The 24,986-nt window shown below is 66.5% G+C and carries 22 protein-coding genes; 9 read left to right on the top strand and 13 right to left on the bottom strand.

The annotated features are described in order from the left end of the window. Positions 1–5 precede the first annotated feature (5 nt). The 9 genes from SBI20_RS01165 to SBI20_RS01125 form a co-directional block, all read right to left on the bottom strand. Positions 6–1,661 carry an MFS transporter gene (locus tag SBI20_RS01165; RefSeq protein WP_317973308.1) on the bottom strand — a complete coding sequence of 552 codons (1,656 nt, stop codon included), beginning with the start codon at positions 1,659–1,661 and terminating at the stop codon, positions 6–8. 59 nt (positions 1,662–1,720) lie between these two features. Continuing rightward, positions 1,721–2,155 carry an iron-sulfur cluster assembly scaffold protein gene (locus SBI20_RS01160; protein ID WP_317973307.1) on the bottom strand — a complete coding sequence of 145 codons (435 nt, stop codon included), beginning with the start codon at positions 2,153–2,155 and terminating at the stop codon, positions 1,721–1,723. A 2-nt stretch (positions 2,156–2,157) separates the two neighbouring features. Next, positions 2,158–2,808, bottom strand: a complete 651-nt coding sequence (locus SBI20_RS01155) for a CvpA family protein (protein ID WP_317973306.1) — start codon at positions 2,806–2,808, stop codon at positions 2,158–2,160. A 10-nt stretch (positions 2,809–2,818) separates the two neighbouring features. Further along, a complete protein-coding gene (radA, locus tag SBI20_RS01150) occupies positions 2,819–4,186 on the bottom strand; it encodes a DNA repair protein RadA (RefSeq protein ID WP_317973305.1) in 1,368 nt (455 codons plus the stop codon). 72 nt (positions 4,187–4,258) lie between these two features. Beyond that, positions 4,259–4,468 carry a YbdD/YjiX family protein gene (locus SBI20_RS01145; RefSeq protein WP_317973304.1) on the bottom strand — a complete coding sequence of 70 codons (210 nt, stop codon included), beginning with the start codon at positions 4,466–4,468 and terminating at the stop codon, positions 4,259–4,261. Continuing rightward, a complete protein-coding gene (locus SBI20_RS01140; protein WP_317973303.1) occupies positions 4,465–6,519 on the bottom strand; it encodes a carbon starvation CstA family protein in 2,055 nt (684 codons plus the stop codon). The genes SBI20_RS01145 and SBI20_RS01140 overlap by 4 nt, the downstream gene beginning before the upstream one ends. Positions 6,520–6,616: 97 nt before the next feature. Next, entirely contained in the window at positions 6,617–9,283 is a 2,667-nt protein-coding gene (gene ppdK / locus SBI20_RS01135) for a pyruvate, phosphate dikinase (RefSeq protein WP_317973302.1), read from the bottom strand. A gap of 77 nt (positions 9,284–9,360) precedes the next feature. Next, on the bottom strand, positions 9,361–11,382 hold the full coding sequence (glyS, locus tag SBI20_RS01130; RefSeq protein WP_317973301.1) for a glycine--tRNA ligase subunit beta: 2,022 nt from the start codon (positions 11,380–11,382) through the stop codon (positions 9,361–9,363). A 2-nt stretch (positions 11,383–11,384) separates the two neighbouring features. Then, positions 11,385–12,290 carry a glycine--tRNA ligase subunit alpha gene (locus SBI20_RS01125; protein WP_317973300.1) on the bottom strand — a complete coding sequence of 302 codons (906 nt, stop codon included), beginning with the start codon at positions 12,288–12,290 and terminating at the stop codon, positions 11,385–11,387. A gap of 134 nt (positions 12,291–12,424) precedes the next feature. Here SBI20_RS01125 and SBI20_RS01120 point away from each other — a divergent pair, with 134 nt between their 5' ends. From SBI20_RS01120 to SBI20_RS01105, 4 genes are all read left to right on the top strand, one after another. After that, the gene (locus SBI20_RS01120; protein WP_317973299.1) at positions 12,425–13,330 is read left to right on the top strand and encodes a TraB/GumN family protein; all 906 of its coding nucleotides are present in this window, start codon (positions 12,425–12,427) and stop codon (positions 13,328–13,330) included. A gap of 140 nt (positions 13,331–13,470) precedes the next feature. Beyond that, complete coding sequence (locus SBI20_RS01115; protein ID WP_317973298.1) at positions 13,471–14,076, top strand: 50S ribosomal protein L25/general stress protein Ctc; 606 nt, start codon at positions 13,471–13,473, stop codon at positions 14,074–14,076. Positions 14,077–14,233: 157 nt separating this feature from the next. After that, entirely contained in the window at positions 14,234–14,803 is a 570-nt protein-coding gene (gene pth / locus SBI20_RS01110; protein WP_317973297.1) for an aminoacyl-tRNA hydrolase, read from the top strand. A gap of 188 nt (positions 14,804–14,991) precedes the next feature. Beyond that, positions 14,992–15,393 carry a PEP-CTERM sorting domain-containing protein gene (locus tag SBI20_RS01105; protein WP_317973296.1) on the top strand — a complete coding sequence of 134 codons (402 nt, stop codon included), beginning with the start codon at positions 14,992–14,994 and terminating at the stop codon, positions 15,391–15,393. 117 nt (positions 15,394–15,510) lie between these two features. Here the strand turns inward: SBI20_RS01105 and SBI20_RS01100 are convergent, their stop codons facing one another. Then, complete coding sequence (locus SBI20_RS01100; protein WP_317973295.1) at positions 15,511–17,043, bottom strand: tetratricopeptide repeat protein; 1,533 nt, start codon at positions 17,041–17,043, stop codon at positions 15,511–15,513. Positions 17,044–17,214: 171 nt separating this feature from the next. Between SBI20_RS01100 and ychF the strand changes: the two genes are divergently transcribed. Together ychF and SBI20_RS01090 are read left to right on the top strand one after the other, a co-directional pair. Beyond that, entirely contained in the window at positions 17,215–18,315 is a 1,101-nt protein-coding gene (gene ychF, locus SBI20_RS01095; RefSeq protein ID WP_317973294.1) for a redox-regulated ATPase YchF, read from the top strand. Positions 18,316–18,376: 61 nt separating this feature from the next. Next, on the top strand, positions 18,377–18,835 hold the full coding sequence (locus SBI20_RS01090) for a MaoC family dehydratase (protein ID WP_317973293.1): 459 nt from the start codon (positions 18,377–18,379) through the stop codon (positions 18,833–18,835). Positions 18,836–18,943: 108 nt separating this feature from the next. Here SBI20_RS01090 and SBI20_RS01085 read toward each other — a convergent pair whose 3' ends face one another. The 3 genes from SBI20_RS01085 to mutL all read right to left on the bottom strand — a co-directional run bounded on the left by SBI20_RS01085 (position 18,944) and on the right by mutL (position 22,125). Continuing rightward, on the bottom strand, positions 18,944–19,450 hold the full coding sequence (locus tag SBI20_RS01085) for a hypothetical protein (RefSeq protein ID WP_317973292.1): 507 nt from the start codon (positions 19,448–19,450) through the stop codon (positions 18,944–18,946). A gap of 216 nt (positions 19,451–19,666) precedes the next feature. Continuing rightward, positions 19,667–20,191 carry a hypothetical protein gene (locus SBI20_RS01080; RefSeq protein WP_317973291.1) on the bottom strand — a complete coding sequence of 175 codons (525 nt, stop codon included), beginning with the start codon at positions 20,189–20,191 and terminating at the stop codon, positions 19,667–19,669. A 26-nt stretch (positions 20,192–20,217) separates the two neighbouring features. Continuing rightward, the gene (gene mutL, locus SBI20_RS01075) at positions 20,218–22,125 is read right to left on the bottom strand and encodes a DNA mismatch repair endonuclease MutL (RefSeq protein ID WP_317973290.1); all 1,908 of its coding nucleotides are present in this window, start codon (positions 22,123–22,125) and stop codon (positions 20,218–20,220) included. A gap of 185 nt (positions 22,126–22,310) precedes the next feature. Here mutL and SBI20_RS01070 point away from each other — a divergent pair, with 185 nt between their 5' ends. From SBI20_RS01070 to SBI20_RS01060, 3 genes are all read left to right on the top strand, one after another. Continuing rightward, positions 22,311–23,357 (top strand): rod shape-determining protein, encoded by a 1,047-nt coding sequence (locus SBI20_RS01070; protein ID WP_317973289.1) that lies wholly within the window; start codon positions 22,311–22,313, stop codon positions 23,355–23,357. 113 nt (positions 23,358–23,470) lie between these two features. Next, on the top strand, positions 23,471–24,385 hold the full coding sequence (gene mreC / locus SBI20_RS01065) for a rod shape-determining protein MreC (protein ID WP_317973288.1): 915 nt from the start codon (positions 23,471–23,473) through the stop codon (positions 24,383–24,385). Between the two features lie 30 nt (positions 24,386–24,415). After that, complete coding sequence (locus tag SBI20_RS01060; protein ID WP_317973287.1) at positions 24,416–24,982, top strand: rod shape-determining protein MreD; 567 nt, start codon at positions 24,416–24,418, stop codon at positions 24,980–24,982. The last annotated feature ends 4 nt before the right edge of the window (positions 24,983–24,986 follow it).

Here is a 24,986-nt window from a genome sequence, read left to right as displayed (position 1 = left end):
CCTTTTCAGGCGGACAGTGGCGCCGCTCCATCGGCTTGCATCTCGTCCGCCTGACCGGCATCCTCGCCCGGCATCCCGTTGCGCAGGCCCCAGAGCGAGACCACCAGCGCCAGCGCCACCACACACCACGTATACCACAGCCCGGCATAGGGATCGCCCGTGCGCACGACGATCAGGGTCGACAGGAACGGCAGGAACCCGCCGAACAACCCCGTTCCCAGATGATAGGGGATCGAAAGCGAGGAATAGCGGATGCGTGGCGGGAACATCTCGCACAAGGTCGCCGCGACCGGCCCATACGTCGCCCCGGACAGGCCCATCAGCACGACCAGAACCAGAACGAGCAGAACCGCCCGGCCTGCCGAAGGCACGATCCGGTCGAAATGATAGCCGCCTTGCGCCAGCAGGGCTTCGAGCGCGACGACACGGCCACGCCTGCCATCGCCCCAGGGATAAGTGTCGAGCAGCAATCGCGCGGCCCCTGCATGAAGGGTGAGTTCATCGGCGCGTTCGACGCGATAGGACACCCCCGTCGCCGTCAGGTCGGACAGCAGGCGGGCGCAGCGCGTGGGCTGCTCGGGCGTGAAGGGATCAAAACGGCAATCCGGGCCCGAGACGACCACCGGCAATTCGCGCGCCTGCGCCGCCAGCCCCGGATTGGCCAGCCCGCCCATCGCCCAATAGAGCGGGAACAGCAGGACGAGCGTGGCCAGATAGCCCCACACGATCGGCCCCTTGCGCCCGACTTTGTCCGAGACATAGCCGAACAGCAGAAAGCCCCCCACCGCAAACAGCGCAGCCACCCCGACAATGACCTCGGCAGCGGTTTCATCCAGGCGCATCGCCGTCTTGAGGAAGGCCAGACTGCCGAACATCGCGGTATACCAGATCACGGTGAGCCCGGCGGCCACGCCGAACAGCGCCACCAGCATGCCCTTGCGGTTGCCCGGCGTGCGGATGCATTCGGCCAGAGGATTGCCCGCCACCTGATGGTGCGCCTTCATCGCCTCGAACACCGGGCTTTCCACCAGCTTCAGGCGCATCCACAGGGAAATCCCCAGAAGCCCGAGGCTGAGCACGAAAGGAATGCGCCAGGCCCAGGCCGCCCAGGCCTCGAAACCGAAAGCCGCCTTGCAGCCGAGCACCACGAGCAGGCTGAGGATGAAGCCACCGGCCACCCCGGCCTGGATGAAGCTGGTATAGAAACCGCGGCGTCCGGGCCGACAATATTCGGCGACATAGATCGCCGCGCCACCATATTCACCGCCCAGCGCCAGGCCCTGCACCACGCGCAGGAAGACCACGAGGGCGGGCGCAGCATAGCCTATGCTCGAAGCAGGCGGCACGAAGCCCACCCCGGCTGTCGCCACCCCCATCATGCCGACTGTCGCCAGGAAGGTCGCCCGCCGCCCGAGCCGGTCGCCCAGAAAGCCGAACAGCGCCGCCCCAAGCGGGCGCACCCCGAAGCCGACCGCAAAGACCAGCCAGAACAGGAGCACTTCGAGCGTCGGATTGCCCGCCGCAAAGAATGTGCGCGGCAGGATCGTGCCCAGCGTGCCGTAGATGAAGAAGTCGTACCATTCGAACACGGTGCCGATCGCACTCGCGGCGATAACCAGCCGCAACCGCGCCGAATCGGGTTCTGCCTGCGTGGCATTCATGAACCTGCGTCCCCCAAAAGCCGGATTTGCCCCCCTGGAGTTTCCTCCAGAACAGACCCTTAACCTTCCTTTGCAGTTCCGTCGATGGCCGCCAGAGCCGCATCCCACGCCAGCAGGATCGCCCCGTGACGCCCCGGATAGGCCCGGGCCGGACAAAGCAGGGCAAGGCCGGGCCAGTCGGGCATTTCGCCCTCGCCGGCCAACCATGCAGCCAGGGCCGTGCGGGCCCCTGCAATGGAATCATGCGTGTGCCCGGCGGCAGCATCGGCAAAGACGCGCGCGGCGGCCTGTCCGACGGCGCAGGCATGGGGCCGCAGCCCAAGCCGGACGATCCGCCCTTCCCCGTCAAGAGCCAGCCCCATCGCCAGCGTACTCCCGCACGAACGCGAGCGCGCCTCGCCGACCAGCGGCAGGCCCTCGTCCCAAGGCCAGCCCGCCAGATCCATCGCGGCGGCGAGCACTTCGGGCGTGTAGAGAGTTCCGGCTCCGGCCATGATCAGGTGTCGGTTTCGTCGCGATGATGGTGCGCGACCGGCTTCTTGTGGCCATGGATGGCCCTGCTGCCATGCGGGGCACGATGGGCAGGCTTGTCGGTCGCGTCTGTGGCGGCCCCGCCATCCTCGCTGCCATTCTCGCTGTCGGCCTCCTGCGCGGCGGCCTCGCGGCGCTCGGCAATCATCGTGACGAGTTCCTCGCTCGCGGCATTGAGGAAGCGATAGGTCCGCGCCTGCGTGATCCAGTCGGGCCGCCCCTTGACGCCCCAGACCACATCATAGGCAAAGACCAGCAGCGAAAAGCCCAGAACCATCAGGATCGAACCCTTGACCGCGCCAAAGCCGAAGCCGAGCAGGCGATCGATAGGGCCGAGCATCGAATCGCGGCTCGCCTCGCCCAGTTTGCGCGCGATCAGGCGCATCAGCCCCCAGGGCACGAGCATGAGCAGCGCATAGGCCAGAACGCCCGCGCCGGTATCGCTCTTGAGATGGGGGCGGATCACCTCGGTCAGCGGCTCAAGGCCATAATGCACGGCCACCAGCACGATGCACCACGCGGCCAGCGAGAGCACTTCCTCGACAAAGCCGCGAAAGAACCCGCCAATCGCGCCGACCGCGACAACCAGGAAGACAACATAATCGAAGCCGGTCATGGCCGGGGAATTAGGCCCCGCTCATCACCCGGTCAACGAGATTTGGCAGAAGACGGATCGGCGAAAAGCGCAAACCCTCGACCTTTTCCACCGCGCCATCAGGCCCATGGACCGTCGCGAAGCCCAGCTTGGCCGATTCGCGCAGGCGCACGCCCGAATGGGCAACCGGCCTGACTTCCCCGGCGAGCGAGACTTCGCCAAACCATGCCGTGTCCGAAGGCAGCGGCCGGTCTGCCAGCGCCGAGACCAGCGCGGCGGCCACCGCAAGGTCGGCCGCAGGGTCGGTCAGGCGATAGCCGCCCGCCACGTTCAGATAGACTTCGGCCGACGAAAAACTGAGCCCGCAACGCGATTCGAGCACCGCCAGCAACATTGCCAGACGGCCCGAATCCCAGCCGACGACCGCGCGCCGCGGCGTCGCCCCGCTGGCCAGGCGCACGGTGAGCGCCTGAATCTCGACCAGCACGGGCCGCGTGCCTTCAAGCGCGGGGAAGACCGCGCTGCCCGCCACCGGCTCCTCGCGCCCCGAAAGGAACAGCAGCGAAGGGTTGCCCACTTCCTCCAGCCCCTGCCCGGCCATGGCAAAGACGCCAATCTCGTCGACCGCGCCAAAGCGGTTCTTGAGCGCGCGCAGGATACGGTACTGGTGGCTGCGCTCGCCCTCGAAGCTCATCACCACATCGACCATGTGTTCGAGCACGCGCGGCCCGGCGATGCTCCCGTCCTTGGTGACATGGCCGACCAGCACAAGCGCAACACCGGTTTCCTTGGCATAGCGGATCAGCTCGAACGCACAGCCGCGCACCTGGCTGACCGTGCCGGGCGCGCCCTCGATCTGGTCGGAATGCATGGTCTGGATCGAATCGATCACCAGCAGCGCAGGCGTGTCCATGCTGCCCAGCGTGGTGAGAATGTCGCGCACCGATGTCGTCGAGGCGAGCTGGATCGGCGCCTTGCCCAGCCCCAGCCGGTCGGCACGCAGGCGGATCTGGTCTGAGGCTTCCTCGCCGCTGATATAGACGACCTGCCCGCCCGCATTGGCAATGCTGGCCGCCGTCTGGAGCAGGAGGGTCGATTTGCCGATGCCCGGATCGCCGCCCATCAGGATGGCCGAGCCGGGCACGAGCCCGCCGCCCAGCGCGCGGTCGAATTCGGCCAGGCCCGTCTTGCGCCGTTGCGGCAGGGCAATGGGCTGGTCGAGCGCGACGAATTGCACCGCGCGCCCGCCGCTCGAAAGATCGTGCTTGGCCGAAAACACCGTCTGCGGTGCATCCTCGACCAGAGTGTTCCATTCAGAGCAATCGGGGCACTGCCCCTGCCAGCGCGAGGAAACACTGCCGCACGACTGGCACACATAACGACGTTTGGGCTTGGCCATGGGCTTGCGCTAGCGCGAACATAGCGAGAACGCAAGCCCGGTTTTTCGCCAAATTGGCCGGAACGATACTGTTCAGCAGCAGCGCCCCCCCTGCTTCCCTCCGTAACGCGCCTGTTGCCGCTCGCGGAAGAAGGCCTTGCGGTCCATCGGCACCCGGTCAGGGTGCCGATCGGCCATGTGGCGGCAATAGGCCTCGTAATCGGGCATGCCGACCATCGCCCTGCCCATGCGCGCCAGATGGGCCAAAAGTCGCGCAAGGAAAGGGGCGCGGGACCGGCTCATGCGTGACTTTCAAGCACGGCACCCGCGCCGATCTCGTGCATGGTGGGCACGGGGCTGCGCAGGGCGGTCATGCCGGTACGCACCGCAGCGACCAGAATGGCGCCCACCACCGCGAGGAACAGCGCGCAAAGCGCGGCGTCGACCCGGTCGTTGAACACGATCTGGTGCATCTGCGCGACCGACTTGGCCGGCGAAAGAACCTTGCCCTCGCCCAGCGCCGCCGAAAAACGCGCGGCGTGGGCCAGGAAGCCGACCTTGGGATCGGCCGACAGCAGCTTGAGCCCGCCTGCATAGAGCGTGCAGACCAGCAGCCAGAACGTGGGCAGCAAGCTCACCCAGACATAGCGCTCGCGCTTCATCCGCAAGAGCACCGTGCTTGCCAGCAGCAGGGCCACCGCCGCCAGCATCTGGTTGGAGATACCGAAGATCGGCCAGAGCGTGTTCACCCCGCCCATCGGATCGGTCACCCCCTGATAGAGGAACCAGCCCCACGCAGCGACGCACAGGCCCGTGGCCACGAGGCCCTGCACCATGCCCGGCAGCCGCGTGAACGGGGGCACCGCCCGCGCGAGCAGATCCTGCAACATGAACCGCCCGGCGCGAGTCCCCGCGTCAACCGCCGTCAGGATGAACAGCGCCTCGAACAGGATGGCGAAGTGATACCAGAAGGCCTTCATCATCGAGCCGCCCACGACGTGCGAAAAGATTTCGGCCATGGCGACTGCCAGCGTCGGCGCGCCGCCCGCACGCGAGAGGATCGTCGTCTCGCCGATGTCGCGGGTCACTTGCGCGATCTGGGCAGGCGTAATGGCAAAGCCCATCGCGCTCACCGCCGCCGCCGCGCTCTGCGCATCGGTGCCGATCAGCGAGGCCGGGCTGTTCATCGTGAAATAGATGCCCGGCTGGATGATGCTGGCTCCCACCAGCGCCATGATCGCGACGAAAGCCTCGGCCAGCATCGCGCCATAGCCGATGAGCGGCGCATCCGCTTCACTGGCGATCAGCTTGGGCGTCGTTCCACTGGCAATCAGCGCGTGGAAACCCGACACGGCCCCGCAGGCGATGGTGATGAACAGGAACGGGAACAGCCCGCCCGACCACACCGGCCCGCCACCATTGATGAACTGGGTCACCGCCGGCATCCGCAGGTCGGGGGCCATGATCACGATCCCCACGGCTAGCGCGGCAATCGTGCCGATCTTGAGGAACGTGGAGAGATAGTCGCGCGGGGCGAGCAGCAGCCAGACCGGAACGAGGCTGGCCACCGCGCCATAGGCGATGAGGATCCAGCAGATCTGGACCGGCGTATAGGTGAACCACGGGGCCAGCGTTGCCGACGCGGCGACCGGCTGACCGGCAACAAGCGCGGCAAGCAGGCCGATCAGGCCCAGCACCGAAACCTCGCCGATCCGACCGGGCCGGATCCAACGCGAATAGATACCCATGAACAGCGCGAGCGGAACCGTCGCCCCGACCGTGAACATACCCCAGGGACTGGCCGCAAGAGCCTTGACCACGATCAGCGCCAGCACCGCCAGAATGATCACCATGATCATGAACGTGCCCACGAGCGCGATGGTCCCGGCCACTTCGCCCATTTCCATGCGCACCATCTCGCCCAGCGACTTGCCGTCACGGCGCATCGAGAGGAACAGCACGAGGAAATCCTGGACCGCGCCTGCCAGCACGACCCCGCCCACGATCCACAGCGTACCGGGCAGATAGCCCATCTGTGCAGCCAGCACCGGGCCGACCAGCGGCCCTGCCCCGGCAATCGCGGCAAAGTGATGACCAAACAGGGTGGTCTTGTCGGTCGCGACATAGTCGAGCCCGTCCGCCCGCCGCACGGCAGGGGTGGGACGCGCCGGATCGAGCTTGAGGACGACCTTGGCGATGAATTGCGCATAAAAACGGTAGGCAGCGAGGAAACAGCAAACCGATGCCACCACGATCCACAGCGCATTAACATGCTCCCCTCGCGCCACCGCGAGGTAAGACAACGCTGCCAGCCCAACGAGGGCCAATGCCAGCCACGGCAGATGCCTGATCACGTAAACCTCTCCTGCCCGGATGTTCGGGTCGTATTTGGGAAAAAATAAAAGCAAAGGTAAAGCAAAAGCCCCCCGCCTGGGCGGGGGGCTTGGAAAATCAGGCCTTGAGTGCAGCCTGCGCCGCCGCGAGGCGGGCAATCGGCACACGGTAGGGACTGGCCGACACGTAGTCGAGGCCGACCTTCTCGCAGAATGCGATCGAGGCCGGATCACCACCATGTTCGCCGCAGATGCCCAGCTTGATGTCGGGGCGGGTCTTGCGGCCACGTTCGGCAGCCAGTTCGACCAGCTGGCCCACGCCCTCGATGTCGAGGCTCACGAACGGATCGCGCGGGTAGATGCCCTGATCGACATAAGGGTTGAGGAAGCGCGCGGCGTCGTCGCGGCTCACGCCCAGCGTCGTCTGCGTCAGGTCGTTGGTGCCGAACGAGAAGAACTTGCCTTCCTCGGCGATCTCGCCAGCCATCAGGGCTGCACGCGGCAGCTCGATCATGGTGCCCACGAGATAGTGGAGCGTCTTGCCCTTTTCGGCGAAGACCTGGGCCGCCACGCGGTCGATCAGCGCGCGCAGGATCTGGAGTTCCTTCTTGGTGGCAACCAGCGGCACCATCACTTCGGGAACGACAGCCTCACCCGACTTCGTGGCGACTTCGACCGCCGCCTCGAAGATGGCGCGTGCCTGCATTTCGTAGATTTCGGGGAACGTGATGCCCAGGCGGCAGCCGCGATGGCCGAGCATGGGGTTGAATTCGTGCAGTTCCCCGGCACGGCGCTTGAGGTGATCGACGCCAAGGCCGGTCGCTTCGGCCAGTTCCTCGAATTCCGCGTCGCCATGCGGCAGGAATTCGTGAAGCGGCGGATCGAGCAGACGGATGGTGACCGGCAGGCCCGCCATGACGTCGAAGATCGCGATGAAGTCGGCGCGCTGTTCGGGCAGGAGCTTGGCCAGCGCCGCGCGGCGACCGGCTTCGTCTTCGGCCAGGATCATCTGGCGCACGGCCGAGATGCGGCCCGCGTCGAAGAACATGTGCTCGGTACGGCACAGGCCGATGCCTTCGGCACCGAACTGGCGCGCAACCTGGCAGTCGAGCGGGGTTTCGGCGTTGGTGCGCACCTTCATGCGGCGGTGCTTGTCGGCCCAGGCCATCAGGGTGGCGAAATCGCCCACCAGTTCGGGTTCGACCATGGGCACTTCGCCCCACATGATGTCGCCGTTCGAGCCATCGAGGGTGATGATATCGCCTTCGACCACGTCACGGTTGCCGATCTTGGCGGTGCGCTTGGCCATGTCGATCGACAGGGCCGAGGCACCCGAGACGCAAGGACGGCCCATGCCGCGGGCGACGACCGCCGCGTGGCTGGTCATGCCGCCGCGCGCGGTCAGGATGCCCTTGGCCGCGTGCATGCCGTGGATGTCTTCCGGCGAGGTTTCGACGCGGACCAGAATGACCGCTTCGCCCATTTCGGCGCGGCGTTCGGCGGTGTCGGCGTCGAACACGACGACACCCGAAGCGGCGCCCGGCGAGGCCGGCAGGCCCTTGGTAAGCACGTCACGCGGGGCCTTGGGGTCGAGCGTGGGGTGCAGCAGCTGGTCAAGTGCCATGGGATCGATGCGGGCAATCGCGGTCGCCTCGTCGATCAGGCCTTCGCCCACCATGTCGACCGCCATCTTGAGCGCGGCCTTCGCGGTGCGCTTGCCCGAACGGGTCTGGAGCATCCACAGCTTGTTCTTTTCGACCGTGAACTCGATGTCCTGCATGTCCTTGTAGTGCTTTTCCAGCAGTTCAAACACGCTCGCCAGCTCGGCATAGGCCTCGGGCATGGCTTCTTCCATCGACAGCGGCTTGGCCCCGGCCCGTTCGCGCGCGAACTTGGTCAGGTACTGGGGCGTGCGGATGCCCGCGACCACGTCTTCGCCCTGGGCGTTGACCAGCCATTCGCCATAATAGGCCTTCTCGCCGGTGGCCGGGTCGCGCGTGAAGGCGACGCCCGTGGCCGAGGTATCGCCCATGTTGCCAAAGACCATGGCCTGGACGTTGACGGCGGTGCCCCAGTCGGCGGGGATGTCGTTGAGCTTGCGGTAGACCTTGGCGCGTTCGCTTTCCCAGCTGTCGAACACGGCGCCGATCGCACCCCAGAGCTGCTCATGCACGTCCTGCGGGAACGGACGGCCCAGTTCTTCGGCCACGATGGCCTTGTATTCGCCCACCAGCTTGCGCCAGTTGTCGGCGGTCATCTCGACGTCGGCAAAGTAGCCGTTGTCTTCCTTGGCGATTTCGAGCGCGTCTTCGAAGCGGTGATGGTCAACGCCGAGCACCACGTCCGAGTACATCTGGATGAAGCGACGATAGCTGTCCCAGGCAAAGCGCGCGTCGCCCGAACCTTCGGACAGCCCTTCGACGGTCACGTCGTTGAGGCCCAGGTTGAGGACGGTGTCCATCATGCCGGGCATCGACACGCGCGCGCCCGAACGGACCGAAACCAGCAGCGGATTGGCCGCATCGCCGAACACGCGGCCCGTGGCGGTCTCGATGTGGACCAGACCGGCCGCGACGCCCGCCTTGATGTCCGCGTCGAACACCTTGCCCGCCGTGTTGTACTGGGCGCAGACTTCGGTGCTGATCGTGAAACCGGGAGGAACAGGCAGACCAATACCGGCCATTTCAGCGAGGTTCGAACCCTTGCCGCCGGTTATGGTCTTGTCCTTGGCTCGCGGGTTGTCGTTTCGCGCACCACCGCCAAAATGGAATACGTATGCACTCATTTTAAAAGCCCGTTCCCTGAACAAGAAGTCGGCAGAAAATACCGATTACGCCTGGTAATGGAAGGTGGATCGAGGGCTCAACCCTCGATCCGCGAAAAGTCCGCAACTTTGTGCACCGCAGCACGGAATTGGTCAAGCAGTGCCAAGCGATTGCTTCGTTTTTCAGACTGCGTGTCGTTAACCGTAACGCTGTCGAAAAACGCATCGATCGGCGCGCGCAACAAGGCAAGTGCCGCCATCGCGCCAGTAAAGTCTTCATGGACAAGCGCCGCATCGACTTGCGGGCCGACAGCAGCGACTGCCGCCATCAGCGCCGCTTCAGCCGTTTCAGGCTCGTAGCCGAGCGCGGCAGGAGCAACCAGCGCCGGTTCGCCGGCAGCAGGCGCTTCCTTCTTGAGGATATTGGCCGCACGCTTGTAGCCCGCGATCAGGTTGGCGCCGTCTTCCGTAGCAACGAAAGCCTGAAGCGCGGCGACACGGGCCAGCAGGCGCACGAGATCGCTCTCACCCCCCAGCGCAAAGACCGCGTCGATCAGGTCGTGGCGCACGCCCGCCTCGCGCTGCTGCACCTTCAGACGGTCGGCAAAGAAAGCCAACAGATCGCCCTCGGCCACCTCGAAACGCAACCCGTTCTCGGTGATCAGGCGAATGACGCCCAGCGCCGCACGACGCAGCGCGAAGGGGTCCTTCGAGCCGGTGGGCTTTTCATCGATGGCGAAGAAGCCACGCAGGGTATCGAGCTTGTCGGCCAGCGCCACACAGACCGAAACCGGCGCGTGAGGCACGTCGTCGCCCTGGCCGACCGGCTTGTAGTGATCGCGGATCGCATCGGCGACGGCATCGGGCAGACCTTCGGCGCGGGCGTAATAACCGCCCATAAGGCCTTGCAATTCCGGGAATTCCCCGACCATGTCGGTGACCAGATCGGCCTTGCACAGTTCGGCGGCCAGACGCGCCTGCGCCGGATCGGCGCCGGGCACCACGCCTTCGCGGGCGAGCCATTCGGCAAGGTCTGCCACGCGGGCAACCTTGTCGGCCAGCGTGCCCAGCTTTTCGTGGAAGGTGATCCGGCCCAGCTTTTGTGCCTGAACGGCCAGCGGCACCTTCTTGTCCTGCTCCCAGAAGAAGCGGGCGTCGGACAGGCGCGCGGCCAGAACCTTCTGGTTGCCCGCTACGATCGCCGCGCCGCCATCGGTCGCCGCGATATTGGCGGTGCACACGAAAGCATTGGCGAGCTTGCCGCCCGCATCGCGGCAGATGAAATACTTCTGGTTGACGCGGGCGGTCAGCTGGATCGTCTCGGCAGGAACGTCGAGGAAGGCCTCGTCGAAGCGGCCCAGCAGCGGGACCGGCCATTCGGTGAGCCCCGCATTCTCGATCACCAAGCCTTCATCGTCGACCAGCACGAGGCCGGCATCCTGCGCGGCAGCGCGCGCCTTGTCACGGACCAGTGCCTCGCGCTCGGCATGATCGACGATCACGAAAGCCTCACGCAGGGCCGCCGCGTACATCGCCGCATCGGTGATCGTGATATCGCCATGATGATGAAAACGGTGGCCGCGCGTGACCGTTCCCGAACGCACGCCCCCCACTTCGAGGTCGATCGGGGTCTGGCCCAGAATAGCGATGATGCCCGAGAGCGGACGCACCCACCGCAAGGATTCCGGGCTGAACGAGGCCGCGCCCCAGCGCTGCGACTTGGGCCAGGGGAACGCGCGCACGATGGCGGGGATCGCTTCGGCCAGAACCGCGGCGGTTTCACGGCCCGGCTTCTCGGTCACGGCAAACAGCACGCCGTCGCGTTCGGTGAGGTCTTCACGCGACAGGCCCGTCTTGCGCAGGAAGCCTTCGAGCGCCTGGGGCGGCGCGGAGGCGCGCGGCCCCTTCACTTCCTCGCGCACAGCCTGCGTGGCGAGCGGAAGATCGCGCGCGATCAGCGCCAGACGGCGCGGCGTCGACCACACGGTGATCGAACCGGCCTTGAGCCCTGCGGCGGCGAGTTCCTTGACGAAAAGCTTTTCCAGATCGGCACGGGCACCAGCCTGCATCCGTGCGGGGATTTCTTCCGAGCGCAGTTCGAGCAGAAAGTCTGCGGTCATGCTCATGCGCTCCACCCCGGATACTTCTGCGCCCATTCGTCCTTGAACTTTTCCATGTAGGCTTCGGCGGACCCGCGCGCGAGATCGCGCACGCGGCCCATGTAACTCGCGCGCTCCTGAACCGAGATCACCCCGCGGGCCTGAAGCAGGTTGAAGACGTGGCTGGCCTCGATCGCCTGCTCATAGGCCGGGATCGGCAGCTTGGCCTCAAGGCAGTTCTGGCATTCCTCGGTCGCCTTGCGGAACAGGTCGAACAAGGCATCGGTATTGGCGATCTCGAAGTTCCACTTCGACATCTGCCGCTCGTTTTCGAGGAAGACCTGCCCATAGGTCACGCCATGGCTGTTGTAGGCCAGATCGTAGACGTTATCGACGCCCTGGATGTACATCGCCAGACGTTCGAGGCCATAGGTCAGCTCGCCCGCGACCGGCTTGCAGTCATAGCCGCCCATCTGCTGGAAATAGGTGAACTGCGTCACCTCCATGCCGTCGCACCAGACTTCCCAGCCCAGACCCCAGGCGCCCAGCGTCGGCGATTCCCAGTCGTCTTCCACGAAGCGGATGTCGTGCTGCAACGGGTCGATGCCGATGGCGAACAGGCTGTTGAGATAGAGGTCCTGCATGTCCGCCGGGCTCGGCTTCATGATGACCTGATACTGGTAGTAGTGCTGGAGGCGATTGGGGTTTTCGCCATAGCGACCATCGGTCGGGCGACGGCTGGGCTGCACATAGGCCGCATTCCACGGCTCGGGACCGAGCGACCGCAAGGTCGTGGCCGGGTGGAACGTACCGGCACCCACGCGCATGTCGTAGGGCTGGAGCACGAGGCACCCCTTCTCGCTCCAATAGGCATGGAGACGCAGGATCATGTCCTGCAAGCTGAGCGGCTTTGATACAGTGTCGGCCATGGTCTGGTTGCCCATGGCCGATGGCGCGACGCAAATCAACCGCCCGCAAGGCGCGCATGACGAAGACTTGGGGACGAAAGCCTTACCGGAGAGGACTTCCCAACCCGGCCCGTCCTGTGCATGGGACACACGCCATGTTCAAACTTTCCCTCCCCCGCACGCTTTCGCGCAATTTGTGCGCCCTGATGGCCGCCTGCCTGCTGGTGGCCTGCCACAAGCCCGCCCCCGCCCCGCTGCCTGCGCGCGTGGCGCTCTGGGAAATTTCGGATACCTCGGGCCCGCGCGGATGGATGCTGGGCACCGTCCATGCCCTGCCCGCTGGCCTGGCCTGGCGCCGCCCGGCCATCGACCACGCACTGGCGGCATCGGACCGCCTCGTGCTCGAAATCGCCCAGCCGCTCGATGGCAATGTGGCGGGCGTGGCGCTGGCGCGGCTGGCCTATACCCCCGGCCTGCCCCCGCCCTCCCGGCGCGTGGCGATGAAGTACCGCGACGCGCTGGCCAAGGCCTACAAGACCCTCCACCTCACCGACGCGCAGTTCGAGAACGAGGAATCCTGGGCCGTCGCCCTCCAGATCGCGGCCATCGGCGGCCAGAAGGACGGCATGGACCCGGCGAGCGGGGTCGAGCCGCAATTGCGCAAGCTGATCGGCGACAAGCCGGTCGAAGGCCTCGAAACGCTCGACGGACAGTTCGGCATCTTCGATTCGCTCCCGCCCCGCGCCCAGCAGACCCTGCTCGAACAGATCGCGGTCGAAACCGCCGACGAACGCGACGACGACGCCGACATGGTCAAGCTCTGGCTGCGCGGCGACGATCTGGGCATCGCGCGCGAAAGCCAGACCGGTTTCCTCGCCGACCCCCAACTCCATCAGGCCCTGCTGACAGGGCGCAACGCGGCCTGGGCGGGCAAGATCGATGCGATGCTCAAGGACGGAGCCACCCCGTTCATCGCGGTGGGCGCAGCCCACGTCTCGGGCAGCGACGGGTTGCCCACCCTGCTCCAGAGCAAGGGCTGGCAGGTGCGGCGCATACAGTAGCGCCTGATTTCCGCCCCTGCGCACCTGCGGACTTGCATTTTCGGCCCGATCCGCTAAGGGCCGCCGCTTCCCTGTCATGGTCATCCCTGGAGGCGTGGCAGCGGAGCATCAACAGAATTTCCAACTGGAAGGTATTCAACATGAGCGAGACGCTGACCCTGTCGGCCGAACTGCGCGAACGGGCTGGCAAGGGAGCCTCCCGTGCCCTGCGCCGCGACGGCCGCACCCCCGCCGTGATCTATGGCGGCAACCAGGAACCGGTTGCCATCCATCTTGAAGAAAAGGCTCTGGCCCGCGCGCTGGGCACCGGCCACTTCTTCAACTCGATCGTCGAACTGACGATCGGCGGCGAAACCGTCCGCACCCTGCCCAAGGACGTGGCCTTCCACGCCGTCAACGACCGCCCCCAGCACGCCGACTTCCTGCGTCTGGCTGCGAACGCCGAAGTGCACGTGAACGTGCCCGTCGTGTTCCAGAACGAAGAAGCCTCGCCGGGCCTCAAGAAGGGTGGCGTGCTCAACATCGTGCGTCACGAACTCGAACTGATCTGCGTCGCCGATGCCATCCCCGATGACATCGTGATCGACGTGACCGGCCTCGAAGTGGGCGCCTCGATCCACATCAGCCACGTCGCCCTTCCGGCTGGCGCGCGTTCGGCCATCACCGACCGCGACTTCACCATCGCCACGATCGTCGCTCCCTCGGCGCTCAAGAGCGAAGAAGGCGACACCACCAAGGAAGGCTGATCCGATCCGATCAGCCCTTCCCCGTCCAACCCGTTTGGACAGGTGAGCATTCAAAAGAACCCCTCCTGACCACAGGAGGGGTTCTTTTTTGGCCGCGAACGGGGCAAAGGCCCTCCCGCACCCCATCCTCACGAACGCACCAAGGAAGGTTTCGCCCATGCAAGTCTGGGTCGGTCTGGGCAATCCGGGCCCGCAATATGCCCTTCACCGCCACAACGTGGGCTTCATGGCGCTCGACACCATCGCCGACATGCACTGCTTCGGCCCCGTCCAGAAGAAGTTCCAGGGCTGGGTCCAGGAAGGGCGACTGGGTACCGAAAAGATCATCCTGCTCAAGCCCGCCACCTTCATGAACGAGAGCGGCCGCGCCGTGGGCGAGGCGCTGCGCTTCTACAAGCTCGGGACCGATGCGCTCACCGTGTTCCACGACGAACTCGACATCGCGCCCTTCAAGGTCAAGGTGAAGCAGGGCGGCGGCCATGCCGGGCACAATGGCCTGCGCTCGATCGACCAGCACTGCGGCCCCGATTTCCGCCGCATCCGGCTGGGCATCGGCCACCCCGGCCACAAGGACCGCGTGACCGGCTATGTCCTCGCCCCCTTCGCCAAGGCCGAGCAGGACGACCTGATCACGATGCTGGGCGCGGTGGGCGCCGAGGCCGAACGCCTCGCCCGCCACGAGGATACCCGCTTTATGAACGACGTTGCGCTGCGCCAGCAGGACTGAGCCCGGCCCCCGGACAAAAAAGCCATCTCCTTGCAAAGGTTAACGCTTTTTACGCCCAAAAGCGTCGGCACAGCTTACACCCTGCCCTTGGGCAAGGAGCCGTTAACCACCGTAATGCGCGCAATTCCGCACTTGGCACTGCTTTTGCTTCCATGACTATCAACCACATCGCCAACAGGGGACAGATCATGAAGCGTTCGATTGCCATTCTCGCCGCCGCGCTGACCACCACGGTTGCCGCCGCGCCCGCGCACGCCACTTTCTGGCACACCCACTATTGCAACTGCGGCCACTCGGCCGGTGCATCGATGTGCGGCAGCACCAGCTCGTCGTCGACCTCGTCGACTTCGGGCGGCACCACCACCTCGTCCTCGACCACCTCGTCGACCTCGGGCGGGACCACCACCTCCTCGACCTCGGGTGGCACGACCACGTCGTCGACTTCGGGTGGCACCACCACCTCGTCGACCTCGGGCGGCACCACCACTTCTTCGTCGACCGGTGGCACCGCCGTTCCCGAACCGGGCATGCTCGGCCTGATGGGTGCTGGCATCGTCGGCCTCGCTTTCGTGCGCCGCCGCCGACGCTAAGCCCTGATTTTCGGCCTCGCCTTGAGGCCGCCATGCGAAAACGCCGTCCGGGTCTGGTCCGGGCGGCGTTTTTGTTTTCCGGCCAGCCGCACTTATTTGTTTTCCGCGCAGCCGCGCTTATCGCGTGGCGACTTCGCCACGCGCCAGATCGGCGCGGAACAGGCGGTTGGCCGGATCGGCCTCGCTCGCACGGGCCAGCAGGCGCCGCGCCGTGTCGAGATCCTGCCCGGCATTGAGCCGCGCGAGGCCCGCCATATGCAGCATGTCCGGGTCACGCGGACTGATCAGCAAGGCACGGTCGGCATAGGCGATGGCCTCGGCATGGCGCCCCGCATTCGAACAGGCCACCGCCAGCCGTTTGAGCACTTCGGCATCACTGCCATCGCCCAGCAGCGCCGAATAGGCCGCAATCGCGGCGGGCCAGTCGCGCCGAGCCATCGCGGCCTGCGCCGCCCCGGCAAGGCCTTCGTCACGCTTGAGCTGGGCCGATTGAAGCCGCGCAGCCAGGGTATCGGCCATCGGATCGCCCGCCGCGCGCGCCGCGCGCAAGGCCAGGTCCAGCTCGCGCTGCCCGGCCAGCAGCGAATCCGAAAGGGGACGGATCGTGCGCAAGGCCGTCTCCGCATCGCCCGTCGCCAGTTGCGCCTCGGCCAGCATCATGCGCGAATAGGGGTTCTGCGGCGAGAGCAGCAGTGCGCGCGCAAACATCACCCGCGCCTGCTCGGGATGGTCGAGCCGAAGCAGCGCCTCAGCATAGGTCAGCCCGTTGGGCGTGCGCGGATCGAGGTCGATCTCGTGGGGCCCAAGCAACTGGCGCACTTTTTCCCAGTCGCCCTTCTCGCTGGCAAACTGGACTTGCAGGTCGAGCACGCGCGGATCGCCCGGCGCAAGCACCGCCGCCTTGCCGATCAGGTCGATCGCCCGGTCGAGCTGGTTCTGCATGTCGGCCAGATTGGCCCGCTCGATCAGCGGCTCGATCCGGCGCGGGTACTTTGCAATGGCCCGGTCATAGGCGCGCGTGGCAGCGTCGAGCTGGCCTTCGCGCACGCGCAACTGTCCCTCGACCATCAGGGTGTCGATCCCGTCGGGTTGCCAGCGCTGCATCATCGCCAGCGCCCCCTGCGCCCCGGCAAAATCCTCTGCCGCGATCAGGAAGCGGGCATAGTCACGCGCCAGCTCGAAATTGCCCCCCGCCGCCATCCCGGCCCGAAAGGCCTCCAGCGCCTTCGCACTGTCGCCCAGCGCCTGCTGTGCGGCGGCGCGCAGGCGCCAGGCATCGACATCGTGGCTTCGGCCCAGCAGCGAAAGCGTCTGGCGCGGCAGCCCACGCAGAAGAGCCGCCTCGGCGCGCATCCGGGTCATGTCGCTGCCCGTCTCGCCGGCGTCCTCCAGACGGGCAAGCGTGGCCTGTGCGCCATCGCCATCGCCCAGACGCAACTGCGCACGGGCAAGCATGCGCAAAAGCGCGCGGCCCTGATCGGCGGGCAATTTCCCGGAATCGAGCGCGGCCAGCGCCTCGACCCGAACCGTTGCGTAATCCTGCGCCCCGAACGCCGCGCGTGCCCGCGCCGCATGGGCCGCCGGATCTGGTGAACAGGCCGCCAGAAGCGCCAGCGGCGGCATCGCCAACAGAAAAATCGCACGCGTCATCCCTGCCATCCTGACACGAAGGACTGAAACTTCGATGAAGATTCGCGATTCCACCGGCAAAACCCCACCATCGCCCCCTGCTGCCCCCTTGACCTCGCGCGCGCCAGCCACCATCGCCAGCCCCCATGCATGGGCCCATCGAAGCAGGGCCGCCAAGCCAAGGACACGAAGATGGGTTTTCGTTGCGGGATCGTCGGCCTTCCCAATGTCGGCAAGTCGACGCTGTTCAACGCGCTGACCGAGACGCAGGCGGCGCAAGCCGCCAACTATCCGTTCTGCACGATCGAACCCAACGTGGGCAATGTCGGCGTGCCCGACGCGCGCCTCGACACGCTGGCCAAGGTCGCCGGCAGCCAGAAGATCATCCCCACCCAGCTCGGCTTCGTCGACATCGCCGGGCTCGTGCGTGGGGCTTCGAAGGGCGAAGGGCTGGGCAACCAGTTCCTGGGCAACATCCGCGAAGTCGATGCGATCATCCACGTCCTGCGCTGCTTTGAAAACGACGACATCCAGCACGTCGACAACAAGGTCGATCCGCTGTCCGACGCCGACACGGTCGAAACCGAACTGATGCTGGCCGACCTCGAAAGCCTCGAAAAGCGCGTCCCCGCCGCCGCCAAGAAGGCGACCAGCGGCGACAAGGAAGCCAAGGCCATGGCCTCGGTGCTCGGCCAGGCGCTCGACCTCCTGCGCGAGGGCAAGCCTGCCCGCCTGACCCAGCCCAGAGACGACGAGGAAGCCCGCCTGTTCGCGCAGGCCCAACTCCTCACCGCCAAGCCCGTGCTCTATGTCTGCAACGTGGAAGAAGAGAGCGCGGCCGATGGCAATGCCCTCTCGGCCCGCGTGTTTGAAAAAGCCAAGGCCGAAGGCGCCGAAGCCGTGGTCGTCTCGGCAGCGATCGAGGCCGATCTGGTCGGCATGGACACCGAGGAACGCCTCGCGTTCCTGGCCGAACTGGGCCTGACCGAAACCGGCCTCAACCGCGTGATCCGCGCCGGCTACGAGCTGCTCCACCTGCTCACCTTCTTCACCGTCGGCCCCAAGGAAGCCCGCGCCTGGACCGTCCATCAGGGCGCCAAGGCCCCCGAGGCCGCCGGGGAAATCCACTCCGACATGCAGCGCGGCTTCATCCGCGCCGAAACCATCGCCTACGAGGATTTCGTGGGCCTTGGCGGGGAAGCTGCCGCGCGCGACGCGGGCAAGCTGCGCCAGGAAGGCAAGGAATATGTCGTCAAGGACGGCGACGTGATGCACTTCAAGTTCAACGTGTGAATATCTGAATTCGCAGCATCCGCAGTTGACGAATGACGGGGCAAGGTACACCCTTGCCCCCATGCGCTTTTACGAAGACCTCGAAGTGGGCGCGGTGAGCCGGTTCGGCAGCCGCCTTGTCGGTCGCGACGAAGTCGTCGCCTTTGCCCGCGCCTACGACCCGCAACCCTTCCACCTTTCGGACGAGGAAGCCGCCAAGACCCATTTCGGGCGTCTGGCCGCCAGTGGCTGGCACACGTGCGCGATGACCATGGCGATGATCGTCGAGGAGCAGGAACGCACCGGCCATCAGGGGCTCGGCTCGCCGGGGATCGACGAATTGCGCTGGCGCCATCCGGTCTATCCGGGCGACACCCTGCGCGTCGAGACAGAGGTTCTCGAAAAGCGCCGCAGCCGCTCGCGCCCCGAAATGGGCATCTTCAGGGCCGAAACCCGCGTCTACAACCAGGACGATGTCGCCGTGCTGACGATGGTGAGCAATGCGATGGTTTCCACGCGCGATCCCGACGGGACCGACTGATCGCGGCCTGCTGAACGCACAAACTGGTCACAAGACCCGAAAAACGGGCGCGCAAGCCATGCTGCGCGCCCGTTCCTCTTTCCCCACCTTCCCGAAGAAGACTTGCCTTCAGAGGTGTTGCTGGGCCGAAGTCTGATCGGCGGTGATCGGACGGGGCTGCCCCTGCGGCTTGGGGTGATGCGCCGCATGATGGTGTGCGCGGTGCTTGGCCGCCTTCTTCGGGTGGGTGCGCGCCCACTTCCAGCGTTCGAGGCGGCGCAGGCGGCCTTCGAGCGCATCGGCCCGCGCGCCTGCCGACTGGGCCGCCATCGAGGCGGTCTGGGCGGCCGCGCCCGCGCCTTGCGCGGCGGTCATGGCATTGTTGGCCGAGCCCTGTGCCTGGGCCGCGGCCCCGGCGGCGGCATCGGCAGACCCTTGCGCCCGCTGGGCCGCACCCAGCCCTTCGTCAGCGCGGGCCTGGGCCTGATCGGCCGCAGCCTGGGCCCGCTTGACCGAACCGGTCGTCGCGCAACCAGCCAGAAGCATCGGCAGGGCCGCGGCAAGCAAAACGACGTGGCGACCCTTTTTAAACTGGCCCTTTTCAAACCGGCTCTTGTTCATTTGGCCCTTTTCCATCTGGCATATTCCTTAAAACGATGCCCCCACGCGCTGACTGGCGCGACAAGGCGCCCGATGTCCACGCCGGGACCACCGCGAATACGACCAGAAGCCTTGGCCCTGCGGCCAGCACCTCGGCGTAAATGCGCCACATTTCAGGGAAAATGCCGGGAACCCGCCGGTTTTACTGGCTTCCTGCGCTCCGGTTCACAGAAATTTTGTACTTTTGCCGGATCACGACGACTTGCACTGTGCCTCGCCCTTGGCCGCATAGACCGCGCGGGCATCGGCATCGCTGATCACCACTTGCGCGCGAAATGTCTGCGCCTGCACGCTGCCACCAAAGGGCGTGCCGGCACTGGCACTCGCACTGGCCCCCTCGATCCGCGTGAAGGTCAGCGCATAGTCGCGCCCGACATAGTGCGACCAGCTTCCCAGCGGCATCCGCGCACTGCCCTTGTCCGCCGCCAGCGCGACGAGGTGCCCGCCCAGCTTGATCACCCCGCGGTCGGCCTGCGCCATCAGGATCGCGCCCATGCCGCCGCCATCGGCGACGAAATTGCATCCCGCCGCGATCAGCTTGCCTTGCATGATGTCGGGATAGAGGATCGGCTCGGGCGCCACTTCGCGCGCGGGGGCGCGTTCGTTCTGTGCGGCCTCGACCTGGGCGACAGCCTGCTCATCGCTTTGTCGTGGCGCCTTCGAGCAGGCGGCAGACAGCAGGCCAAGCGACAGAACCGGCAGGAACAGGACGCGCATCAAAAATCTCCGTCTCGTCGCGCGCGTCACTTGCGCCCGAACAGCTTCTCGATATCGCCATGGGCGAGCTTCACCCACGTCGGACGGCCATGGTTGCACTGGCCCGAGCGCGGGGTTGCCTCCATTTCGCGCAAGAGCGCATTCATTTCGGGCACCGAAAGCACGCGCCCGGCGCGGACCGAACCGTGGCATGCCATCGTGGCCAGCACGAGGTCGAGCTTTTCGCCCAGCAGCAGTGCGTCGCCGTGCTTGGCCAGATCGTCAGCCACGTCTCGCACGAGAGCCTGTGGATCGCCCTTGGCAAGCGCGGCGGGCACCGAGCGTACGAGCATGGCCGCAGGACCGAAGCGTTCGAGCGCGAGGCCGAAGGTGGCGAGGCGCGGCGCGGCGTCTTCGAGCCGGTCGCACGAGGGTTCGTCGAGATCGACCACTTCGGGCAGGAGCAGGGCCTGTGCCGGGGCTGCCCCCTCCCCCGCGCCCGCCGCGCGCAGGCGTTCGAGGACGAGGCGCTCATGCGCGGCATGCTGGTCGACGATGACGAGGCCGTCGCTCGCCTCGGCGACGATGTAGGTCTTGGCGACCTGCCCGCGCGCGACACCCAGCGGGTGCTGCGCGGCTTCCGGGGCAGGCTCGCTCGCCGGTTCGGCGCGGGCGACCGGCGGGGCCATGAGCCCGGCTTCATAGCCGCGCCACGCATCCGAAGCCTTGCGATCCGCCTCGTTCACGCGCGGCGGTTGCCATGGGGCGGAAGATGACGGCCAGCCTGCCGGGCGCGCGGGGGCAAAAATGCTGCCCTGCATGGTCTCCGGGGCAGAATAAGGCACAGAAAAAGGAGCAGCAGGTGCAATCGGTTCCGACTGCCAGGCCTTCATCGCGCCTGCGTCAGGCGTCTGGGCCGAGCGCCGGTCGCCGGTCGCCAGCGCCTGCCGCAAGCCGGTCACGATTATCCCGCGCACGAGCGCACTGTCGCGGAAGCGCACTTCGGTCTTGGCCGGGTGGACGTTGACGTCGACTTCCTCGGCGGGAACCTGAAGGAACAGGGCCAGCACCGCATGGCGGTCGCGCGCGAGCATGTCGGCATAGGCGCCGCGCACCGCCCCCATCAGCAGGCGGTCCTTTACCGGCCGGCCATTGACGAACAGGTACTGGTGATCGGCCACGCCGCGATTGTAGGTCGGCAGGCCCGCCACCCCCATCAGGTGATAGGCGTCGCGTTCGAGATCGACCGTCACCGCATTGTCGGCCAGTTCGCGCGCGACGAGCTGGGCCACGCGGGCCGCCAGCGTCTGCCCCGGCTGGACATGGAGCGCGCGGCGCCCGTCGTGTTCGAGGGTGAAGCCCAGATCGGGCCGGGCCATGGCAAGGCGCCGCACGACATCGAGGCTGGCCGCCCATTCCGAGCGCGCACTGCGCAGGAACTTGCGCCGGGCCGGGATCTTGCCGAACAGGTCCTCGACCCGCACCCGTGTTCCGGGCGGGAGCGCGGCGGGGCCTTCGCTGGCGAGCGCGCCATGATCGACCACGCGCCGCCATGCTTCGTCCGTTGCCCGGCTGCGGCTTTCGATCGTCACCCGCGCGACCGAGGCGATCGAGGGCAGCGCCTCGCCCCGGAAACCCAGCGTCTCGACCAGTTCGATGGCCTCGTCGGGGAGCTTGGAGGTGGCATGGCGTTCGAGCGCGAGGGCGATTTCGTCGGGCCGCATGCCGCAGCCATCGTCGGTCACCTCGATCAGCGAGAGCCCGCCCTCGCCCAGACGAACCGAGATTTGCGAGGCGCCCGCGTCGATCGCGTTCTCGACCAGTTCCTTAAGCGCGCTGGCGGGTCGCTCCACCACTTCGCCTGCCGCGATGCGGTTGATCAGCGTGTCGGGCAGGCGCCGGATGACTCGCGGCGCGCCCGAAGATGCCGGGCTGGAGGGGCTGGAAGCGGTCATTTTGGCAACCTAGCGACGAATGCGCCCTTTTTCGAGACGGGCCCCTGCGTTTTCCAGTGTTCGCAATGCACAATATATTGGGTTTTGCCCCCCGCTTGCGCTAATGAGCCGCCTTCCCCGCGCGCTCACTTTTGCGCATAGGCTACCCCTGCGTGGCACTGTGCGCGAATCACACGGATTTTCTGATGGCTTCGATGTTTTCCCGATTCTTCAAGTTCGGCTCCCAGAACATTGCGATCGACCTGGGTACGGCCAATACCCTCGTCTATGTGCAGGATCGCGGCATCGTTCTGAACGAACCCTCGGTCGTCGCCATCGAAACGCTCAACGGCATCAAGAAGGTCAAGGCCGTGGGCGACGATGCCAAGATGATGATGGGCAAGACCCCCGACAACATCGAGGCGATCCGCCCCCTTCGCGACGGCGTGATCGCCGACATCGAAGTGGCCGAGGAAATGATCAAGCACTTCATCCGCAAGGTGCACGGCTCCAAGAGCCTGCTGCGCTACCCGGAAATCGTGATCTGCGTGCCCTCGGGCTCGACCTCGGTCGAACGCCGCGCGATCCGTGACGCGGCCAGCAACGCCGGGGCCAGCCAGGTCTACCTGATCCTCGAACCGATGGCCGCGGCCATTGGCGCCGACATGCCCGTGACCGAGCCGGTCGGCTCGATGGTCGTCGACATTGGCGGTGGCACCACCGAAGTCGCCGTGCTCTCGCTGCGCGGCCTTGCCTATACCACCTCGGTCCGCGTGGGCGGCGACAAGATGGACGAAGCCATCGTGAGCTACGTGCGTCGCCACCACAACCTCCTCATTGGAGAAGCCACCGCCGAGCGCATCAAGAAGGAATACGGCATCGCCACCCAGCCCGAAGACGGCGTGGGCGAGACGATCCACATCAAGGGCCGCGACCTCGTCAACGGCGTGCCCAAGGAAATCACCATCACCCAGGCGAATGTCGCCGAGGCGCTGTCCGAACCGATCGGCGCGATTGTCGAGGGCGTGCGCATCGCGCTTGAAAACACCGCCCCCGAACTGGCTGCCGACATCGTCGACCAGGGCATCGTGCTGACCGGTGGCGGCGCGCTGATCCGCGGCCTCGATGAACACCTGCGCGAGGAAACCGGCCTGCCCGTGAGCGTGGCCGAAGACCCGCTTTCCTGCGTCGCGCTGGGCACTGGCCGCGCGATGGAAGACCCGATCTATCGCGGCGTCCTGATGACCGCCTGACCCCTCTTCCCGGTTCGTGAATGCGCATGGAGCCCGGTGGTTCAGCCGGGCTTCATCGTATTTCGGGCTTGGGGTTCGTTATGGTACAAGACACACTTCGGGGGTAGAACTTCATGGCGCGGTCGCCTGACCGGCGCCCGGGCTTTTCGCGCAGGGCGCAATACGGGATATTCACCGGCTACGTGATCGCCGTTCTGGGCGTCGTGGCCGGCCTCGTCGTGCTTGGCGTGTCGCTGTTCAACCCGGATGCCTTCGCCTTTGCCCGCACCGCCGCCAGCGAGGTCGCGCGCCCGCTCGGCCAGGCCGGGGCCCAGACGCGCAATGCCAGCCAGGGCCTGTTTGCCGCCGTGGGCGCCTATTTCAACGCCGGGCGCCAGAACGCCGCCCTCACCCGCGAGGTTCAGGCCGCCCGTGCCGACGCGGTGACGATGCGCGCCCTCGCGCAGGAAAACGCCCGGCTCAAGGCCCTGCTGGGCATCGTCGATCCGGCATCCCGCCCGGTTGCCGCCGCCCGCCTGATCGGATCGACCTCCACCTCCACCCGCCGCTTTGCCGTGCTCTCGGCAGGCTCCATGCAGGGCGTGCGCAACGGCCAGCCGGTGCGCGCCGCCGGGGGGCTGATCGGCCGGGTGATCGAGACCGGGCCCGACACCGCGCGCGTGCTGCTGGTGACCGACCCCGACAACGTGGTGCCCGTGCGTCGCGCCTCGGACGGGCTCACCGCGTTCGTCCAGGGCGGCGCCAATGGCCAGATCGACATTCGCCTGATCAACACCGGGGTCGCGGTGATCCGCAAGGGCGATGTCTTCGTGACCTCGGGTTCGGGCGGGCTCTATCCGCCGGGCATTCCCGTGGCCGTCGCCACCCAGCCTCATCGCGACGGCGCCACCGGCCATCTGGCGAGCGACCCGTCCGACGCGGATTTCGTGGTCGTGCTGCCCGCATGGCAAGCCAGCGCGCAAGGCGCCCTCGAAGCCGCGCAGAAGGCCGCCCCACCCGTGCCTTCGGGCGACGACAACGCGCCCTGAGAAGCCCGGAACAAAGGCCCGGAACCGCCCATGCCGCTCCCCAAACCCTTCTCGATCCTGCCCGCGCCGGTTGAAGACCTCGCGCGGCGCAGGCTCAATCGCGGGCCCTCTCCGGTCCTCGCGCAGGGCTTGCCGTGGGTTTCGATCATGCTGGCCTCGATGATCCCCTTCTCGCCGATCATCGCCTCGGCCCCCGTGCTGCCGCCGCTGGGCTACATGATGCTGCTGGCATGGCGCCTGCTGCGCCCGAGCCTGCTGCCGGTCTGGGCCGGGCTGCCGCTCGGCGCCTTCGACGATCTCTACAGCGGGCAACCGTTCGGCACGGGGATCGTGCTGTGGTCGCTCACGATGCTGGTAATGGACGTGGTCGACGAGAAATTCCTGTGGCGCGGCTTTGCCCAGGACTGGCTCGCCGCCGCCGCCCTGCTCTCGGGCTATGTCGTGCTGACCGCCGCCCTCGCCGGACTTGCCACCGGCTATCCCCTGCCCTTCACCGTGGGTCCGCAAGTGCTGCTCACGGTGCTGCTCCATCCGGTGGTCACCCGGATCGTGGCGCTCATCGACCGCGTGCGCCTGCTGCCGCTCAAGAGACTGTAACGTG

The sequence above is a fragment of the Novosphingobium sp. IK01 genome (genome assembly GCF_033242265.1).
Lineage (GTDB): Bacteria > Pseudomonadota > Alphaproteobacteria > Sphingomonadales > Sphingomonadaceae > Novosphingobium > Novosphingobium pituita.
The sequence above is the reverse complement of the archived record's forward strand: the minus strand, read 5'-3'. Positions and strand labels throughout refer to the sequence as shown.

What these genes read in the sequence shown, in the direction of transcription:
- pth (WP_317973297.1), top strand. Translation starts at nt 14,234, where the DNA reads ATGCAAGTCTGGGTCGGTCTGGGCAATCCGGGCCCGCAATATGCCCTT.
- SBI20_RS01120 (WP_317973299.1), top strand. Translation starts at nt 12,425, where the DNA reads ATGTTCAAACTTTCCCTCCCCCGCACGCTTTCGCGCAATTTGTGCGCC.
- SBI20_RS01155 (WP_317973306.1), bottom strand. Translation starts at nt 2,808, where the DNA reads ATGACCGGCTTCGATTATGTTGTCTTCCTGGTTGTCGCGGTCGGCGCG.
- SBI20_RS01070 (WP_317973289.1), top strand. Translation starts at nt 22,311, where the DNA reads ATGGCTTCGATGTTTTCCCGATTCTTCAAGTTCGGCTCCCAGAACATT.
- SBI20_RS01160 (WP_317973307.1), bottom strand. Translation starts at nt 2,155, where the DNA reads ATGGCCGGAGCCGGAACTCTCTACACGCCCGAAGTGCTCGCCGCCGCG.
- SBI20_RS01060 (WP_317973287.1), top strand. Translation starts at nt 24,416, where the DNA reads ATGCCGCTCCCCAAACCCTTCTCGATCCTGCCCGCGCCGGTTGAAGAC.
- SBI20_RS01165 (WP_317973308.1), bottom strand. Translation starts at nt 1,661, where the DNA reads ATGAATGCCACGCAGGCAGAACCCGATTCGGCGCGGTTGCGGCTGGTT.
- glyS (WP_317973301.1), bottom strand. Translation starts at nt 11,382, where the DNA reads ATGACCGCAGACTTTCTGCTCGAACTGCGCTCGGAAGAAATCCCCGCA.
- mreC (WP_317973288.1), top strand. Translation starts at nt 23,471, where the DNA reads ATGGCGCGGTCGCCTGACCGGCGCCCGGGCTTTTCGCGCAGGGCGCAA.
- SBI20_RS01145 (WP_317973304.1), bottom strand. Translation starts at nt 4,468, where the DNA reads ATGAGCCGGTCCCGCGCCCCTTTCCTTGCGCGACTTTTGGCCCATCTG.
- SBI20_RS01090 (WP_317973293.1), top strand. Translation starts at nt 18,377, where the DNA reads ATGCGCTTTTACGAAGACCTCGAAGTGGGCGCGGTGAGCCGGTTCGGC.
- SBI20_RS01115 (WP_317973298.1), top strand. Translation starts at nt 13,471, where the DNA reads ATGAGCGAGACGCTGACCCTGTCGGCCGAACTGCGCGAACGGGCTGGC.
- SBI20_RS01125 (WP_317973300.1), bottom strand. Translation starts at nt 12,290, where the DNA reads ATGGCCGACACTGTATCAAAGCCGCTCAGCTTGCAGGACATGATCCTG.
- SBI20_RS01100 (WP_317973295.1), bottom strand. Translation starts at nt 17,043, where the DNA reads ATGACGCGTGCGATTTTTCTGTTGGCGATGCCGCCGCTGGCGCTTCTG.
- ppdK (WP_317973302.1), bottom strand. Translation starts at nt 9,283, where the DNA reads ATGAGTGCATACGTATTCCATTTTGGCGGTGGTGCGCGAAACGACAAC.
- ychF (WP_317973294.1), top strand. Translation starts at nt 17,215, where the DNA reads ATGGGTTTTCGTTGCGGGATCGTCGGCCTTCCCAATGTCGGCAAGTCG.
- radA (WP_317973305.1), bottom strand. Translation starts at nt 4,186, where the DNA reads ATGGCCAAGCCCAAACGTCGTTATGTGTGCCAGTCGTGCGGCAGTGTT.
- mutL (WP_317973290.1), bottom strand. Translation starts at nt 22,125, where the DNA reads ATGACCGCTTCCAGCCCCTCCAGCCCGGCATCTTCGGGCGCGCCGCGA.
- SBI20_RS01080 (WP_317973291.1), bottom strand. Translation starts at nt 20,191, where the DNA reads ATGCGCGTCCTGTTCCTGCCGGTTCTGTCGCTTGGCCTGCTGTCTGCC.
- SBI20_RS01105 (WP_317973296.1), top strand. Translation starts at nt 14,992, where the DNA reads ATGAAGCGTTCGATTGCCATTCTCGCCGCCGCGCTGACCACCACGGTT.
- SBI20_RS01085 (WP_317973292.1), bottom strand. Translation starts at nt 19,450, where the DNA reads ATGGAAAAGGGCCAAATGAACAAGAGCCGGTTTGAAAAGGGCCAGTTT.